Source organism: Chryseobacterium sp. MMS23-Vi53 (genome assembly GCF_047651245.1).
Lineage (GTDB): Bacteria > Bacteroidota > Bacteroidia > Flavobacteriales > Weeksellaceae > Chryseobacterium.
The window spans coordinates 4142554-4161469 of sequence record NZ_CP180265.1 but is presented as its reverse complement, the minus strand read 5'-3'; the positions used below and the strand labels follow the sequence as shown (position 1 = coordinate 4161469).

At 34.4% G+C, this 18916-nt stretch carries 14 protein-coding genes; 9 read left to right on the top strand and 5 right to left on the bottom strand.

The annotated features are described in order from the left end of the window. Positions 1-227 precede the first annotated feature (227 nt). Together ACKX2A_RS18575 and ACKX2A_RS18570 are read left to right on the top strand one after the other, a co-directional pair. Positions 228-2951, top strand: coding sequence for a SusC/RagA family TonB-linked outer membrane protein (locus tag ACKX2A_RS18575; protein WP_415326416.1), 2724 nt, complete (start codon positions 228-230; stop codon positions 2949-2951). 13 nt (positions 2952-2964) lie between these two features. Then, positions 2965-4617: a RagB/SusD family nutrient uptake outer membrane protein gene (locus ACKX2A_RS18570; RefSeq protein WP_415326415.1), complete on the top strand. Its 1653-nt coding sequence runs from the start codon at positions 2965-2967 to the stop codon at positions 4615-4617. Positions 4618-4703: 86 nt separating this feature from the next. Here the strand turns inward: ACKX2A_RS18570 and ACKX2A_RS18565 are convergent, their stop codons facing one another. Further along, positions 4704-6104 carry an OmpP1/FadL family transporter gene (locus ACKX2A_RS18565; protein ID WP_415326414.1) on the bottom strand — a complete coding sequence of 467 codons (1401 nt, stop codon included), beginning with the start codon at positions 6102-6104 and terminating at the stop codon, positions 4704-4706. A gap of 27 nt (positions 6105-6131) precedes the next feature. Continuing rightward, positions 6132-7220, bottom strand: a complete 1089-nt coding sequence (locus tag ACKX2A_RS18560) for a prolyl-tRNA synthetase (RefSeq protein ID WP_415326413.1) — start codon at positions 7218-7220, stop codon at positions 6132-6134. Positions 7221-7398: 178 nt separating this feature from the next. Here ACKX2A_RS18560 and proS point away from each other — a divergent pair, with 178 nt between their 5' ends. The 3 genes from proS to ACKX2A_RS18545 all read left to right on the top strand — a co-directional run bounded on the left by proS (position 7399) and on the right by ACKX2A_RS18545 (position 11758). Further along, the gene (gene proS, locus ACKX2A_RS18555) at positions 7399-8874 is read left to right on the top strand and encodes a proline--tRNA ligase (RefSeq protein ID WP_415326412.1); all 1476 of its coding nucleotides are present in this window, start codon (positions 7399-7401) and stop codon (positions 8872-8874) included. A 128-nt stretch (positions 8875-9002) separates the two neighbouring features. Beyond that, complete coding sequence (locus ACKX2A_RS18550) at positions 9003-10310, top strand: DUF937 domain-containing protein (protein ID WP_415326411.1); 1308 nt, start codon at positions 9003-9005, stop codon at positions 10308-10310. A gap of 113 nt (positions 10311-10423) precedes the next feature. After that, on the top strand, positions 10424-11758 hold the full coding sequence (locus tag ACKX2A_RS18545) for an Nramp family divalent metal transporter (RefSeq protein WP_415326410.1): 1335 nt from the start codon (positions 10424-10426) through the stop codon (positions 11756-11758). 2 nt (positions 11759-11760) lie between these two features. Here the strand turns inward: ACKX2A_RS18545 and ACKX2A_RS18540 are convergent, their stop codons facing one another. Continuing rightward, complete coding sequence (locus ACKX2A_RS18540; RefSeq protein WP_415326409.1) at positions 11761-13158, bottom strand: tetratricopeptide repeat protein; 1398 nt, start codon at positions 13156-13158, stop codon at positions 11761-11763. Between the two features lie 402 nt (positions 13159-13560). On the opposite strand from ACKX2A_RS18540, the gene ACKX2A_RS18535 reads away from it, so the two are divergent. Continuing rightward, positions 13561-14100, top strand: coding sequence for a nucleotide exchange factor GrpE (locus ACKX2A_RS18535; protein WP_415329499.1), 540 nt, complete (start codon positions 13561-13563; stop codon positions 14098-14100). Positions 14101-14175: 75 nt separating this feature from the next. Next, positions 14176-15294 (top strand): molecular chaperone DnaJ, encoded by a 1119-nt coding sequence (gene dnaJ, locus ACKX2A_RS18530; RefSeq protein ID WP_415326408.1) that lies wholly within the window; start codon positions 14176-14178, stop codon positions 15292-15294. Positions 15295-15340: 46 nt separating this feature from the next. On the opposite strand, the gene ACKX2A_RS18525 is transcribed toward dnaJ, so the two are convergent. Beyond that, entirely contained in the window at positions 15341-16270 is a 930-nt protein-coding gene (locus ACKX2A_RS18525) for an acyltransferase family protein (RefSeq protein WP_415326407.1), read from the bottom strand. Between the two features lie 62 nt (positions 16271-16332). Next, positions 16333-17232, bottom strand: a complete 900-nt coding sequence (locus ACKX2A_RS18520; protein WP_415326406.1) for a DUF808 domain-containing protein — start codon at positions 17230-17232, stop codon at positions 16333-16335. Positions 17233-17449: 217 nt separating this feature from the next. Here ACKX2A_RS18520 and ACKX2A_RS18515 point away from each other — a divergent pair, with 217 nt between their 5' ends. Both ACKX2A_RS18515 and ACKX2A_RS18510 read left to right on the top strand, forming a co-directional pair. Then, entirely contained in the window at positions 17450-17629 is a 180-nt protein-coding gene (locus tag ACKX2A_RS18515; RefSeq protein WP_415326405.1) for a hypothetical protein, read from the top strand. Between the two features lie 52 nt (positions 17630-17681). Further along, positions 17682-18557 carry an alpha/beta hydrolase gene (locus ACKX2A_RS18510; protein ID WP_415326404.1) on the top strand — a complete coding sequence of 292 codons (876 nt, stop codon included), beginning with the start codon at positions 17682-17684 and terminating at the stop codon, positions 18555-18557. Positions 18558-18916: the final 359 nt, after the last annotated feature.

The following is an 18916-nucleotide window of genomic DNA, read 5'->3' as shown; positions in this document are numbered from 1 at the left end:
AGCGATAAGTCGTCATTAAAAAAAATTTTAATTTCAAAAAAGGAATTAGACGAAAATTTACTCTTGAAAATTATTGAAATGTTATTTTTTTATTCTATTTTTTAAATATTATTTAAATTTATTAACATTAAATTAAATTAAAATAAAATTTTAACACTTTTTAATAATAAAAACATATTTAAATCAATATTTTTTATACATTAGCAATAATAGAAATTCGCAATTGTATGAAAAAACAAACTACTATTTTACAAAAGATAGGTGTGCTCTTTTTTTTGATGCCGGGATTTATATATTCTCAAAATACAAAAGAAAAAGACTCCCTAAAAGAGCAAAGAATTGAAGATGTTGTCGTAATAGGATACAAAACCCAAAAAAGATCTAGCCTTACAGCCGCAGTTTCAGTGATTTCTGATAAAAAACTGCAAGATTCTAACAATTCTGAAGTATCTAGTTTACTACAAGGAAAAGCCGCTGGTGTTCAGGTTTTGCAAAGCAGTGGTTCTCCAGGATCTAGCGCGGTAGTAAAAATCAGAGGAAATTCTACTATTAATGGTCCTAGTGAAGCTCTGTGGGTTGTTGATGGCGTTATGATGAATGGAACTCCTAACTTGGATCCCAACCAAATTGAAAGCATCAATATTTTGAAAGATGCAACTTCAACAGCATTGTATGGATCAAGAGGAGCGAATGGAATTGTACAGGTTTTTACAAAATCCGGAATTTCAGGAAAAAGCACATTCAATGTTTCCGCAAATAATTCGTTTAATACCTTTAATAATGGACCATTTAAATTAATGGACGGTGTACAGCTTTATGACAATTTCATGTCATTAAAAAATGCACCACCATTACCTGTTGAACTTAGAACTCCAGGCTACAACTGGCTTAAAAACGGAACACAAACAGGTGTTGTACAAAATTATACGGTGGATTTCCGAGGTGGTTCTCAAAATTCTAAAACCTATATTTCGAGTAATTTTTATGATGAAACTTCAACTGTAAAAGGTTATGAATACAATAGATTGTCTTTCAGGATCAATCATGAGCAAAAGGTAAATTCCTGGCTGACTATAAAACCGAAGGTAAGTCTGGCTTATACAACCGGACAAGACAGGTATCATACGCTTTATGAAATGTATTTTTATGTTCCATGGGATAGCCCGACAGATGCTAATGGAAACTACATAAATCCAAACACTTACAGTGGAGGTTGGTACGGCAGAGATCAGAGAAATTACATGTATGATTTGCAATGGAATTATGGAAAAACCAATCAACTAAACCTTATCGGAAATCTTGATGCAGAAATTAAACTTACAGATTATTTAAAGTTTATTACTACCAACAACGTAAGTTATATGAACTATGATGACTATTATTATACCGATCCAAGATCTTTATCCGGTGAAAGTACAAAAGGTGGTCTTACAGAATCTTATACAAAAGATATCAGTAAGTTTTTTAATCAGATGTTGAGATTTGATAAGGATTTTGGAGTTCATAACGTAAATGCTTTGGCTGCTTATGAATACAATGACAGGTTTTACAAATCTTCAAGAGCCGGAGTCTATGGCATCGTTCCGGGAACGGAAGTTTTTGATACGGGGGCAGCGACAGGTGCTAAACCTTCAGGAACAAAATATGACCGAGCTTATAATGCATTCTTATTTAATGCTGAATATGTTTATGATAAAAAATACTTTGTTCAGGGATCATTAAGAAGTGAATCTTCTTCTGCGTTTGGTGCAAGCCAGAGAAACGGTTTGTTTTATTCTTACAGTTTGGGGTGGAACGTTCATAAAGAAAACTTTTTTAAGGTAAAACCAATTAATGAATGGAAACTGAGAGCCAGTAGAGGTCTTGTAGGAAACACACCAAGTCCAAATTACGGATGGCAGGATTTGTATGCTTTAACTCAAAAATATGACGGACAAATCGGAGCAACATGGAGTCAACTTGGAAATCCTGCTTTAACCTGGGAATCGATTTATCAAAATAATATAGGGACTGATATTAAAGCGTTTAATAATAGATTGACTTTAAATGCAGATTATTTTAATAATAAAACTAAAAACCTTCTCATGTTGGTTACTCTTCCTGCTTTGACAGGGGTTGACAAGCAATATTTAAATATCGGAGATGTACAGAATAAAGGATGGGAATTTAATGTAAATTATGCCATTATTAAATCTAAGGATGTTACTTGGGATCTGGGATTTAATGTAAGTACTTACAAAAATACTGTGCTTTCAACACGAAATAATGCTACACAAATTTTGAGCAATTATCGTGTTGCAATAGCCGGAAACGATGTTTCATCTTTTTATATGAGAAAATGGATGGGTGTGAATCCTGATAACGGAGCACCACAATGGGAGGTTATCAATGCCGATGGCAGCAGAAGTTTAACATCAAATTATAATCAGGCTACAGTGCAAATTGTTGGAAAATCTACTCCTGATTATTATGGGTCTGTTTCTACAAATTTGACAATTAAAAACTTCTATTTCAATGCCAATGTTTACTTTTCACAAGGAGGGCAAATTTATAATTATTTTAGAGAGTTTTTTGATTCTGATGGTGCATATCCTTATTATAATCAAATGGTTCCAAAAGACGGATGGACGAGATGGGAAAAGCCTGGGGATATAGCAACTCATCCGGCTGCTATCTATAATAGCAACTCTCTTTCCAACAAGCCTTCTTCCCGATATTTAGAAGATGCAAGCTATGTGAAAGTAAGATCCATAAGACTGGGATATAATTTTCCTTCTTCTTTAACACAAAAACTTAAAATAAATTCTGCTGGAATTTATATAATGGGTGAAAATTTATTTACGATTACTCATTTTTCCGGAGTTGATCCTGAAGTTGGTCCCGCCAATATATCGAACTCAACTTTTCCTATTCCAAGAAGATATTCTTTAGGTTTTAATTTCTCTTTTTAAAATTTAAACAATTATGAAAAAAATATTTTTACCTCTAATAGCATTGTCATTACTCTCTTGTAATATAGACCGATCTCCGTATGATTCAAAAGAATCTGATGTCGTTTTATCCGACGCTACAGGATTGCAAACCATCACACGTGGAAATTATGCCCTATTAAAAGGAACCACAGACGGATGGGGTTTTTCCAATAATGTTTACAGATATAGTGAATACACTTCAGACAATGTAGACATTAGCGGAACAACGACTGATCCTTTTTATTATTATTACACTTATAGAAATATTAAAAACAACAGCCGAACAAATGATATATGGAATACAGGATATAAAGCTATTGTAGGTTGCAATCGAGTTATTTCTAAAGTAGCGGAAGGAAAAGATGCAGATACAGATCAACTGATAGGAGAAAATTATTTTTTGAGAGCTTATACTTATTTTTCGTTAGTAAATGTTTTTGGAAGACCTTACAATCAGGGAACGAGCAATCTTGGAGTTCCTTTAAAACTTACTGATGATGTTAATGATATTCCACCAAGAGCGACTGTAGGTGAAATATATACTCAGGTTTTAAAAGATTTGCAAAAAGCTGAACAGCTAATGACCATTAATAAAGATAATATTTATGCATCTAAAACCGTTGCACAAGCATTACTTTCAAGAGTTTATCTGTACATGGAAAATAATGATAAAGCCATTGAATATGCAGATAAGGTCATTAATTCAGGAAAATATATGATGCTTTCTAAAGCTGATCTTCCCTCCTATTCCACCAAAGCTCCTGAAAATAATACGGAAACGATTTTTGCATTTAAATATAACAAAGACGGAGACTATACAGATGGATGGTATACTTTAGGGTCTATGTATGCCAATATTCAAGGAGTTGGTTGGGGTGAAATGTATGCCTCTTCAACCTATTTAGATCTTATTAATCAAAATCCACAGGATGTAAGACTGAAATTTATTTCACCTAAATATTTAAATCCATTAGTTCCTGTTGCCTATTGGGTACAGCAAGGAACCAACTCGTCTGGCGCAATAACTTATAATTATCAGTTTCAGAAAACATTCCAACAAGGTGGAAATACGTATTTTACAATGAATAATGTTAATTATCAAGTGTTTTCTGAAGTATTACCAAATAAAACAAATTACTATTTCATTAATTCTTCCGGAGTGAAAACCAATGTGTATCTGGATAATGATATTGAGAAAAGAAATGGATATCCTAAATTTTTTGTGTTAAAATGTTCATTACAGGAAGGCGTTCCACAATTGTGGTCACCTGTTATTTTAAGATTAGCAGAAATGTATCTCAACAGAGCGGAAGCTTATGCAAAAAAAGGAAATACAGCTTCAGCATTGGCCGATGTAAATGTTATTCGAGCCAGAGCTGGAATTCCAACATATACTTCTGTCCCTGCCGGACAAACTCTTATAAATTTGGTTCTTGATGAAAGAAGACTGGAATTAGCATTTGAAGGTCAAAGAAAATATGATATATTCAGAAACAAATTGGATCTTAATAGACAATATCCCGGATCTCATTTAAATGGAACAAATCCTTTCTATACAGTATCTTATACCAATAACAGAACCATAGAATACATTCCTGAACAACAAATACAGATTCAACCGAACTTAATTCAAAACCCAGATTAATTCATTTATAGTTTAGTATTTTTAAAAAGGCTCCGGATCTTCGATCCGGAGCCTTTATTTAATCACTCATTACACAAACGTGGAAATTAGAATTTCCAGCCTAACGTAAGAAAGAAGTTATTTCTGATATTTTTCACATCCGATACAACATAAGTATTACTTCTGATCATATCTGTTGGTGAATAATATCCGGCTTCATAATTACTGTCAATCACCCCATATAATAATGGATTGCTGTATTTAGAAGTTATATTTTGATAAGCTGCATCGATATAGAATGATCCGAAGTCATAACCAATACCGAACGATAAAGCATTTCTGTCATTAAGAATTAAATTGCTGTAAGACTGATCTGCTGCATTACCATTATTATCATAACGGTTTACAGTAAGTGCATCAAACGGACTTGAAGCATAAGAGTATCCTCCTCTTAATCTGAATTGTTTAATTCTGTATTCTGCTCCGATTTTTACCTCAGATAAATTTTTAGCATTGTCCTTAAAGAAATCGTTTAATTCAGCTTCTGCGGCTCCATATTCTTTATACTTAGTCTTTGTTAGTCCAAGCGTATAATCTACATTTAAAGCAAAACTTTTACTTGCAATGAAAGCCGCACTTAATGTTGCTTTCAAAGGAGATGTAATTTTTCTGTTTTCTACTGCATAATCATCACCGTAAACGGCATCATTGTAGAAGTTATAGCTTCTGTCAATATTCCAGAAAGTTGGAGTTTCTAATGCAGCACCCACTCTGAAATTTGGACTTAATTTTCCAATTACCCCTAATGAAGCAGAAAAACCGTTTCCTCTTTCATAGAAAGGTGTATTTTGTTTACTGAAATTACTTGTTGATCCGTCCGCCATAGAAGTTAACATTGCTGTATCCGACTGGTCTATAGATGAATTAAAGAAATTCAATCCAGCTCCCAAGTAAAAATTATTGTTATAGTTTGCACCTACACCCACGCTTGTTTTTGAAACATAGCCATATCTGTCATATGCATGTCTATTAAAAGAATAATCATTACTAGGTCCTTCAATAGTATTTATATTACTATTTCCTGGAGTTTCAATATAATTTTCAATACTCTGGTTAGAATAATTAACCCCAATATTGATAAACTTCCAGGCACTTTCAGACATTAACTGAAATGTCATTACAGCCCCTACATTCCCTAAATCGCCTTTATTAACGCTATATCCATAAGATGATCCAGCATACGATGACGTGTTTTTATTATTAGTAATAGCCAAAGTCCCGGAAATCTCTCCTGAAATTGCTACCCCTAAACCTGCAGGGTTAGTAAGTAAGGAATTCGCATCACCTCCCAAAGCTCCGTTCGAACCTCCCATTGCATTAAATTTGGAAGAACCAACATTTTGAGCATTAGAATAAACATCAATAGTATTTCTAATTACAGAAACATCTTGAGCCCGCGCAAAAAATGCTGCAGAAATACTCATTATTGCTAAAGATTTTTTTAACATTTTTTAGAATAGTTATTAATTTGAAAATTATCTACCACCACGGAAGCCACCGCCTCCACCGCCGCCGGATCTAAATCCACCGCCGCCTCCACCACCGAATCCACCGCCTCCTGATGATCTGAAGCCGCCTCCGCTGTTAGAGTTATTAAAACCTCCACTATTTCTAAATCCTCCATCATTTCTGAAACCACTGTCATTTCTAGGTTGAGATTGTTGGTTGTAGTTTGGTCTCGGCTGATTTCCTGAATTACGGAATCCTCCCTGGTTTCTGAAACCTCCGTTTGTACCGTTTGATCCTCTGAAACCACCATTCATACCATTATTGCCTCTGAATCCTCCATTTGTAGTTCCATTTCTGAAACCTCCGGTAGTACCATTGCTGTTTCTGAAACCTCCTGTAGCCGAATTATTTCTTCTGAAACCTCCGTTTGCAGAAGTTATACCGTATTTATTACCGAAGCTACCGTTGTAAGAATTGAATCCTCTTCCGTTTGCACCGCTTCTTCTGTAATTATTGTAATATCCGCCACCATAGTAACCGCCATATCCCCAATATGGATATCCGTAGCCATAGTAACCACCCCAACCCCAGTAAGGATTGTAGCCGCCCCAATATGGTGAGTAACCCCATCCCATATTCCAGCCGCCGCCCCAACCCCATGAGCCGCCCCATGAAAGTCCAAGACCCCAGCCATAACCTCCGTATCCTCCATAACCCCAATATGGGTTATAGCCGCCATACCAGCCACCCCAACCCCATGGAGATCCCCATCCCCAAGAATTGTCATAGTAGTTTGTCTGAGATCCGGCGAAATTACCCCAATCTGAATCGGTAGCATTTCCGTTATTATAGCTGTAATCATTCCATGCATCATATCTTCCTTCTCTGGAATTGGCTTCAGCGTTTTGGATAACGTTTGAATCGTCCTGATTGTAGTCGTAATATTCTCCTACTCTATTTCCCTGATTACCATTAATGATAACTCCTTCAGGTAGCGTGTCTTTATTTGGGTCGTAATAAACCCCATCAGTCTCGCTATACCCTCCCATCTGAGTACCACAAGACACAAGCAATAATCCACCTGATATTGCTAAGATCCCTTTGGATTTTAACATACCAAGCAAATTTTTATGTATATTTTTTTTCATGATAACGTAAAGATTTTTAATTTAAATTATATTTGCAATCTGTACCAAAAATGTACCAAATCAGAGGTACAAAAAATCTATCAAAAATAGATTTTTATTTTTAGATAACAATAATAAGGAAAAGTTAAAAAAATTAAAAAAAATAATGGCAAAATTAACCTCAAGAAGCGAAGATTACAGCAAATGGTATAATGAGTTAGTTGTTAAAGCTGACTTAGCTGAAAACTCAGGAGTAAGAGGTTGCATGGTAATAAAACCATATGGCTATGCAATCTGGGAGAAAATGCGTGATGAAATGGATAAAAAATTCAAAGAAACTGGTCACGTTAACGCTTATTTCCCGCTTTTTGTGCCCAAGAGCTTATTTGAGGCTGAGGAAAAAAATGCAGAAGGTTTTGCTAAAGAATGTGCAGTTGTTACTCACTATAGATTAAAAACCGATCCGGACAATCCATCAAAACTGATTGTAGATCCGGATGCGAAACTGGAAGAAGAGCTAATCGTTCGTCCAACTTCAGAAGCAATTATCTGGAATACTTATAAAAACTGGATTCAATCTTACAGAGATTTACCAATATTGATCAACCAATGGGCAAACGTTGTACGTTGGGAAATGAGAACCCGTTTATTCCTAAGAACAGCAGAATTCTTGTGGCAGGAAGGTCACACCGCTCACGCTACAAAAGATGAAGCGGTGGAAGAAGCAGAAAAAATGAATAAAGTATATGCAGATTTCGCAGAAAACTTTATGGCCATGCCTGTAGTTCAAGGATTAAAAACCCCATCTGAAAGATTTGCAGGAGCTGATGAAACGTATTGTATTGAAGCATTAATGCAAGACGGAAAAGCACTTCAGGCAGGAACTTCTCACTTTTTAGGTCAGAATTTTGCGAAAGCATTTGATGTGAAATTCACTAATAAAGAAGGAAAAATCGAGCACGCTTGGGCGACATCTTGGGGAACTTCAACTCGTTTGATGGGAGCTTTAATTATGACTCACTCGGATGATTTCGGATTGGTACTGCCTCCAACTTTAGCGCCGATTCAGGTTGTGATTGTTCCTATCTTCAAAGGAGAAGAGCAATTAGAACAAATCAGTGAAGTGGCATTGGATATTCAGGCTAAATTGAGAGCAAAAGGAATTTCTGTAAAATTCGACAACGATACTCAAAACAAGCCAGGCTGGAAGTTTGCAGAATACGAATTGAAAGGTGTTCCTGTACGAATTGCAATGGGACCAAGAGATTTGGAAAACAAATCTGTAGAAATTGCAAGAAGAGATAATTTAACGAAAGAAGTTCGTTCTATCGACGGATTAGATTCTTACATCGAAGAATTATTGAAAACCATCCAACAAGATCTTTATACTAAAGCTGCGAATTACAGAAAAGACAATATTACAAAAGTTGACACTTACGAAGAATTCAAAAAAGTTTTGGAAGAAAAAGGAGGTTTTATCTATGCACATTGGGACGGAACAGCTGAAGAGGAAGAGCAAATTAAGGATGAAACGAAAGCAACCATCAGATGTATTCCTTTGGATGATGATATCGAAGAAGGTGTTTCTCTGATATCCGGAAAACCATCTAAAAGACGAGTTTTATTCGCAAAAGCATATTAAAATTCAACTTAATAAAATTGATAAATCTTTAAAAATTCCTGTAATTTTTAAAGATTTTTTATTTAAAAATGATATTTGGACGATTTTTTGTTTAAATTTATAGAACATTAATCTCAAAATTATCTATTATGTCATTAAACCTTATTGATTTAATTAAAGGACAATTGGGTCCTGCTCTAGTATCTCAGGCTGCATCACAGTTTGGAGAAAGTGAATCGGGTATTTCGAAAGCGATTGGAGGCCTATTACCTGCTGTTGTGGGAGGATTGGCAAACAATTCTGACAACCCCGGAGTTTTGGATGCCATTACAAATGCCTCTTCTAGTGGAATTTTGGGAAATTTATTAGGAGGCTCTTCTAACAATTCCATGATTACTACATTGTTATCTTCTCTTTTTGGAGACAAACTAAGTGGATTAGTAAACACAATTGCTTCTTTCGCAGGAATCAGCAACAATTCTTCAAGCTCATTATTAAATTTAGTAACGGGAGCTACCGTAGGATCTATCGGGAAATATGCTGCTGATAATAATCTGGACAAATCCGGGATTTCTGGTTTATTAAATGATCAGAAAGGGATTATTTCTTCATTATTACCTGCAGGACTTTCTTTGGCTTCACTGAATTTCGGAGATTGGGCAAAAGGATATAAGTTTGACAACGATAACGATACCATAAAAACACCGACTTCGGAAGAACCAAAAGTTGAGGTTACAAGAAGTACTACTTCAACAGGAACTTTTCCTGAAAGAAATAATGACAGCGGAGGTTCTATCTGGAAGTGGCTGCTTCCCCTTTTATTACTGATTGCTGCAGGATATTTCCTTTGGAAGCAATGTGACAAAAAAAACACATCTACAACAGCCACTACAGCGGATTCTACAACCGTAATCCATGACAGCGCAACTGCTGTAACTCCAGCAGATACCTCTGTTACTGCGACAACTTCAACAGCTACAAAAACAGATGAAGATATTGATCTAAATGGAACAAAACTAAAAGGATATGTAGGAGGAATGGAAGACCAGATGATCAATTTCCTGAAATCTGGAGCTTATAAAAATGCTGCAAACGATGATGCTTTAAAAACTCAATGGTTTGATTTTGATCATGTGAATTTTAAACTAGGAAGCGCAAATGCTTTAGAAGCAGGATCTGAAGGACAATTGGAAAATTTGGTGGCTATTTTAAAAGCTTATCCAGATGCAAAAATCAAGATTGGAGGTTACACAGATAAAACTGGTGACGAAGCTAAAAACGTAAAACTTTCTACTGACAGAGCTAATTTTATTAAAGGATGGCTAGACAAAAAAGGTGTTGGTGCACAAGTTTTAGGAGCTGAAGGATACGGAAGCCAATATGCAAAAGTTGACGCTAAAGCTTCTGATGCAGAAAGAGCTTCAGACAGAAAAATGTCTGTAAGATTCGCAAAATAAACGATTCAATACAAGCTAAATATAATCCCGGAAAGTTTTTTCGGGATTTTCCTTTTTAAGATTTTGCTGTTTTGATATATTTAATTAAATTTGTTAGTCATTTCTAACAATTTATGAATTTAAATTTAAAAAACGCCTGGCGAAAAGATAAAACAGCACATTCCTTATCAGAAGTTTATTCATCCGTAAAAGTTCCCAAAAATTCAAGTTTTTGGAGAAAGTATCTTGCGTTTGCAGGTCCCGGACTAATGATTGCCGTTGGATACATGGATCCCGGAAACTGGGCAACAGATATTGCAGGAGGTGCACAATTTGGTTATACTCTACTTTCAGTTATTTTGATTTCCAATATTTTCGCGATGGTTTTACAGCATTTGTCTGTAAAATTGGGTGTTGTTGCAGAAAGAGATTTGGCACAGGCTTGTCGAGATCATTTCAGTCCGACAACCAATTTTATTCTTTGGGTTTTCTGTGAAATTGCCATTGCTGCCTGCGATCTGGCCGAAGTTATCGGTTCTGCCATTGCTTTAAACCTACTTTTTCATATTCCTCTTACTTGGGGAATTGTCATCACAACAGTGGATGTTTTAATTATTCTTTTGCTTCAGTCTAAAGGTTTCCGATGGATTGAAAGTATCGTCGGTGGATTGATATTCATAATTCTGGCGTGTTTTGTCTATGAACTAATTATTTCACAACCCGCTATAAATGAAGTTTTAGGTGGATTAGTTCCCAAAGCGGAAATTATTCAAAACCCTGCCATGCTTTACATTGCCATTGGAATTTTGGGGGCAACGGTGATGCCTCACAACCTATATTTACACAGCAGCATCGTTCAGACAAGAGATTATGAACGCACCAGAGAAGGAAAAAAAGAAGCCATAAAATTTGCAACTTTAGACAGTACAGTTTCTTTGATGCTGGCTTTTTTCATCAATGCTGCGATCTTAATTTTAGCAGCAGCAACTTTCCACACTACAGGAAATCATGATGTTGCAGACATTCATGATGCTTACAAAATGTTGGCTCCGATTTTGGGAGCTTCAATGGCGAGTATCGCTTTTGCTATTGCGTTATTGGCTTCCGGACAAAACTCTACATTAACAGGAACTTTGGCCGGACAAATCGTGATGGAAGGCTTTTTAAATATAAGATTAAAACCTTGGCTGAGACGTTTGATTACAAGATTAATTGCAGTAATTCCGGCTTTAATTGTAGCTATTCTTTACGGTGAACAGGGAACGACAGAATTACTGGTTCTGAGCCAAGTAATTCTATCGATGCAGTTGAGCTTTGCGGTAGTTCCTTTAGTTATGTTTACCAATGATAAAGCCAAAATGGGTGAATTTGTAAACAAACCATTTCTAAAAATTTGTGTCTGGATTATCTCGATCATCATTATCGTTTTGAATCTTTACCTATTATATCAAACATTTTTTGGAGCATAAAATTATAAATCCTGAATCCAAGTAATAAGATTCTCTTTTGGTAATAATTCCAATTTTTTCTTGAGTCTGTACTTTCTGGATTCAATCGTTCTTGTCGGAACTTCATCCATATTAGAAATTTCTTTTGTGGTGAGATTTAGTTTGATATAAGCACACATTTTCAGATCATTTTCAGTTAATTCAGGATTTTTTTTCAATAAATTTTCACAAAAATCTGTATAAATATCTTTAAAAGTATTTAGAAAAAAAGGGTCTTTTTTCTTAGCAAGAATCGCCAAGTTATCATAAGAAACTTTGAGCTTTTTTCTCAATTTAAGAGTTTCCTTAGAATGGATTTCTATCGATTTATTTTTCGCATTTAAAAGTTCAACCGTTTTAGTTTGCCCTTTAATATAAATCTTTCGAAGTAAATAGAGTGAAACAACAAACCCGATAATTACAATAGAAAGAACAACATAAAGTGAATATTTTTCTTTCTCTTCTTTAGCTTTTTCCTTTTCTAACTTATCAACAATAAAGTTTAGAACTTTTTTTCCATTTTCATTAATGCTGTCATTTAAATAAGCATAATTTTGATTATATTTTTCAGCATTTTTGATATCATTATTAATTTTATAAATATCAGAAATACTCTTATAAATATCTTTTACATTCAGTTTATCATTCATTTTTTCAAAAGCTGAAAGAGACTGAAAATAATATTTCAAAGCCGTTTCATTCTGCCCTTTTGCTTTGTAAAGGTCACCATACTTCTGCAGTATTCCTGCTCTTACAGAAGGATAACTTCTAGAATAAAGGTAAAACTGTGCTTTTTTCAAATAAAATTCTGCAGAATCTAGATTTTTTTTATTTTGAAGAAAATTCCCCGCAATATTTCCATAAACAAATGGGTCGTTTGGATTTATCCATAGACACTTCATCCTCATTTTATAAGCAGAATCTATTTTTCCCATTTCCTCGAAATTACTCCACTTATTGGTATAAATAAAAAAAGCAATTTGTTTTTTAGATCTTATCACTGAATATTTTTTCAAATAGTCTAATGCTTTATCAAAATTTCTATTAGACTTTTCAAATAAACCAAATTCAGCGTAAATTTTAGCATATCGTGCATAAAACATAGACCATACATGAGGATCATTCACAAATTTTACATCACCTGCTATATCATCCAGATATGTCATGCTTTCTTTATACTGTCCAAAAACATAAAATAGCTCAGACAAGTTAATACTAGCCATTGCAATCCCTTCTCTATTTCCAGCTTTTTTATACGTGTTTAAAGCTTCTAAATTGAAATTAAATGCTTTTTGAAAATTTCCATTCTTTAAATAAACTTTTGTAATGCTGTCTAACTCAGTAACAGTTTTATTCTGAGAATAAAATATTTCGTAAGACAAAAACAAGATTAATAAAAAAAACACTCTTATAGAATAAATAAAATTAGGGAACATAAAATAAATATTTTAATATTTAAACATTGATTAAACGTATAAACTTTAATGTATATGTTAAATATAAACATTATTATTGATAATAATAAATCACAAACTATTGATAAATTAAATATAAAAATGAAATAAAATGAATAAATAAAATCATTAAATCAAAGATTATTAAATCATTTTCACAATAGACTTTTTTTATAGAAAAATTTTCAGATAGCACAAAAAATTCATATTATGTTAAATTAGATTTAAACTAAAAAAAATGTTTATGATGTTATTTTTGAGACACTGACTAAATGTCCTATTTTTTTCTTTGGCAGAGTGTTTGTGAATACTAAGAAAAATAAATATTGAATTATGGAAAATCAGGATATTAACGAAGAAAGCATCAATAATCAAGAAGATACAAATATCCAGAACGAAGCAACTCCTCAGGAAAATGTGACAGCTCAACCGTCTGCTGAGGAACTTTTGGCAGAAGAAAAAGATCGTTACATTAGACTGTATGCTGAGTTCGAAAACTATAAAAAAAGAACTTCAAAAGAGAAAATGGAGTTTTTCCAATACGCAAATCAGGACATGATGATCTCTATGTTGGGTGTTTTGGATGATTTTGAAAGAGCAATAAAAGAAATTGCTAAAAACGGAAATCCTGCAGACCTTCAAGGTGTTGAATTAATCTACAACAAATTCAAAAACAAACTGACAGAAAAAGGATTAAAAGCTATGGAAGTAAAAGCCGGAGATACCTTCAATGTCGATTTCCACGAGGCAATTACTCAAATCCCTGCTCCATCAGAAGATTTGAAAGGAAAAATTGTAGACGTAATTGAGACAGGATATACTTTAGGTGATAAAGTAATTCGTTTCGCAAAAGTAGTTACAGGAAACTAAAACATAAGCAATGAGTAATTGGTAGTAAGCAATTTATATTACCGATTACTCATTACTAATTACCCATATAAAAAGATGTCAAAAAGAGATTATTACGAGGTTCTTGAGATCAGCAAATCTGCATCGGCCGACGAAATAAAGAAAGCATACCGTAAAATGGCGATCAAATATCACCCAGATAAAAATCCGGGAGATAAGGAAGCCGAGGAAAAATTCAAGGAAGCCGCAGAAGCTTACGAAGTACTGAGCGACGAACAAAAACGTGCAAGATACGACCAATATGGTCATGCAGGAGTTGGCGGAAACGGCGGCTTTGGTGGCGGTGGTTTCGGTGGCGGAATGAACATGGAAGATATTTTCAGTCAGTTTGGAGATATTTTCGGCGGTGGTGGTTTCGGCGGATTCGGTGGCGGCGGTGGTCGCCAGCAAGTGAAAGGTTCTAATTTAAGAATCAGAATCAAGCTGAATCTTGAGGAAATGGTAAATGGAACTCAGAAAACCATCAAAGTTAAAAAAATGAAGATGGCAGAAGGTGCCACTTCAAAAACCTGTCCTACTTGTGGCGGTTCCGGAGTTCAGTTGAAAGTGATGAACACGATGTTTGGACAGATGCAGACTCAGACAACTTGTGGAACTTGTCAGGGAATCGGAAAAGTTGCAGATAAAATTCCGGCTGGAGCCAATGCTCAGGGTCTTATTAAAGATGAGGAAGAAATCACAATCAACATTCCTGCAGGTGCAAGAGACGGAATTCAATTGAATGTAAGAGGAAAAGGTAATGATGCTCCTTTCGGTGGTGTTCCTGGAGATTTGTTGGTGATTGTTGAGGAGGAAGTAGATAAAGTAATTAAAAGAGAAGGTGATAATCTTCACCAGGAATTATATGTTTCTTTTGCTGAAGCGGCTTTGGGAACGAAAAAAGAAGTTCCTACAGTTGGTGGAAAAGTGAAAATTACTGTTGATGCAGGAACTCAATCAGGAAAAATCTTAAGATTGGCAGGAAAAGGTCTTCCTAGTATCGACAGCTACGGAAAAGGTGATATGTTTATCCACATCAATGTATGGACTCCACAGAAGCTTACGAAGGAACAAAAAGATTTCTTCGAAAAGCAAATGGACAGTGGAGAAATGGTTGCAGAACCATCCGGAAAGGAAAAAACTTTCTTTGATAAAGTAAAAGATTTATTTAACTAATCATATTAAAAGAGGCTTAATTTTTTAAGTCTCTTTTTTATTTCTATTAAAGCAAATATTTTATTTTTCGATTAATCAGCACTAAGACCAAACTAGAAACCAATAAAACAACTGTAAAAATCAAATTCTGATACGTCGGGAAATACGTCGATTTATACACAAAATCCATCAACAAAGGATGAATCAAATATATTGCGGTGGAGATGCTCGCCAAAATTTTAGAATCGGTTTTAATGGTAATATTTTTGCAGTATAAAAACAACAACGGACAAGCAATTAATAAAGAAAATAATAAATCAACGCTTTCTTTTTTATTTAATTTTAAAACTTTATAATTCAAAAAAGCTTCAAAAATAACAAGAAAGATGGAAGCCAAAACCAGTAATAGAGATGGCTTTTGTCTGATATCAATTTCTAATTTCTTGATTAAAAATCCCATTCCCAAAAACGGAAAACATACAAAAAGGAAATTTCTGTACATCGGAAATAAATTCAATAAGACATCCAAATCATAATCCTGCTCAAAATAATGAGAATTGCCCAAAAACTGAATAGCATAACCACATCCAAAAAGAATTAAAATCATTATTAATAAAACTTTTGGAGAAAATTTCCTTACTAAAAACAACAAAAGTCCGGAGAAAAATGTTCCGATTAAATACCACAAATGATGATAGCCAAAGAGAATATTCAAAATATAATTATCTTTTTCCTTCCACATCGGAAAGTAAATAGCAGTCCAAATCAAATAGAGCAAAAGTATTCTTACAGACCATTTTTTCAGCTTTTTCAGGTCATCAACATAAAAAAAATAATATCCTGAAATGATTAAAAATACAGGAACTGCAATCCGAAAAAGTCCATTGACAAGGACATAACTTAAAGACGCATCAAAATCCCGCAACGCGTGCATATGCAGAAAAACCACAAAAAATGCAAGAACAATCTTTAATATATCAATAGATAAACTTCTCATAAGATATCAAAAAAGCCTATGAATCAATCATAAGCTTAATATATTTTCAAATTTAAAATAAATTATTTACGTTTCACCAAAGAAAAAGCTCCTTTTCCAATTGTGAAAAGAATCACCCCAATGATACCTCCCGCAAGTCCAAGAATTACTTCCTTTAAAATAGTAAGAACTTCGCTGGAAGACCAAGATTCCAGAAAATGGTGAAGAAATTCTACTCTATGTGCGAAAATTCCACCGGCAACCATAATCAAAGCAATTGTTCCGATCACACCTAAAGCTTTAATAACAATCGGCAAAGCCTTTACCAACAGGTGTCCAAGCTTTCCGAAAAAACCTTTATCATTACTTTTTTTGATTAATTTAAATCCTGCATCATCCATTCTTACAATCAAAGCAACGATTCCATAAACGCCCACTGTTGCAATAAATGACACCAAACTCGTTACCAAAATCTGAGTAATAAACGGGTGACTTTCTTCCAAAACCGTTCCCAAAGCGATGATTACAATCTCAATAGATAAAATAAAATCCGTTGTAATTGCCGATTTTACCTTTGCTTTCTCTATTTCTTCGTCACTTTTTTCATCTTCTACAATCTCCTCCACGACTTCTTGACCTTTTTTATCGCGGTGAAAAAGAAATTCAATAATCTTTTCAACCCCCTCAAAAGCCAGATACAAACCTCCCGCAATCAAAACATAATTAATCGCCGGAGCATACAGCCAATTGAGTAAAAATACCACAGGCAGAATGATCAATTTGTTGATGAATGAACCTTTCGTGATCGCCCACAATACAGGAAGCTCTCTCGAAGAAAGGAAACCTGTAGCCTTCTCAGCATTTACAGCCAGATCATCGCCCAAAATTCCCGCAGTTTTCTGAGTTGCAATTTTACTTGTTACCGCCACATCATCCATCAAAGCTGCGATATCATCCAAAATCGCAAAAAAACCAGATGCCATAAGATTTTAATATTTTTTTAATAATTGTTAAAGGGCAAAAATACTTATTTAATTCGATTTTTCGTATGATTATTAAAGGTTTTAAAAAGGACTTTTTAATTTTTTATTTGGAGCAATTTCCCGCTTTCTGCTATATCTTTTTTATTACGGCTTCCGCTTTGCTCCAGCCGCAACAAAAAAGGATGTCGCGCCAATCGGGGCTAGAAAGCAGAGTTGGTTGGGGCTTCGAGTTTCCTCAGTCACCTTAGAAAATATTGAAGAAGTTTATGAAAAAGTAAGTAAAAAATTCCCTGAACTTTTGCATCCAAATTTAAGTAAAATCACTTTAAGACCTTGGAATGCAAAAGAATTTGCTTTAATGGATGAGCAAATTGGAGTTATCATTCAGCAATGGTAAAAATCATCCGCATGGATTGATTTTTATAACTATTTTTCTGTAATTTTATTCTATGAAAAAGCTGATTCTTCGATACCATTTCTTTGTTTTAGGATTAATTGGCTTGGTTCTAAATTCATGCAATACACGAAAATTCAAAGTCTGGGTGGGAATGAATAACGAACAGAAGATTTACAACCTAAAATATGGTGAGCATAAACGCCAGAAAATGGATGTTTTTCTTCCATCTAATTATCCGGAAAATTCTCCTGTTGTTCTGATTGTTCATGGTGGGGCCTGGACTTTAGGCAAAAAAGAGCATATGATCCAAATTCAGAAAATGCTTTTTGAGAATAATATTCCGAGCATTAATATGAATTACAGATTGGTTTCAAAGTCTAAAAAAATTACTTACAGAGATCAGCTGGAAGACATTGGCTTGGCAGTGACAAAGTTTAATTCATTGGCTGCAAAGGCAGAGCTTCAACCTAATAATTATATTTTGCTCGGCGAAAGCGCAGGTGGACATTTGGCTTTATTATATGGATATCGAAATCCGGATCAGATTAAAAAAATTATTTCTTTAAGCGGTCCGACAGATTTTTATTCCACTGAATATCTGCATTCTTTTTATTCTAAATATTCTTCTCCTACTATTCAGAAAGTGGTGGGAACGAAATTTCATCGCGGAAATTTGTCTGAAGAATTTAAAAAGGCAAGTCCGATTGCTAATATTTCTAATGTTCCTACCCTATTGTTTCAGGGAAATCAGGATTTTTTGGTGAATCAAAAACAGGGTTTGGCGCTTGATTCGGCTTTAACGGCTCAGAATATTCCTCATAAATTGATTTTTATGGATAAGACTGGTCATGCTCCAAGATTTTTTAGCAAAAGGAAAAGGGATAGTATTATTTATCCTAATATTTTGGAATGGATTAAGAATGAGTAAATCTTTATTTTTCGCACTAATTTTTTAACGCAAAGTCCACAAAAATTCTTTTGAATTAAATGAGTATATTTTTCGGTCGCAAAGGCGTTTCATTCAGCAAGTGATAACAATGCCTATTTAAAATTTCCTTTTCTTTTTTCAATTTATTTCCACAAAGTTTGTCCTTCCGTAGGAATCTAAACATTGTATTAGAAATATAATATGAAAAGATGCGAGCTTGGATTCCTACGGAAGGACAAACTTTGTGAATATTTTCAAATCTTAAACATTGTGACTTCCACTCTAGCCCCGATTGCAGCGACATCCTTTTTCTGAAATGGATTTGAAAAAAAGCGTCGGCGAAAAAGATATAGCGGAAA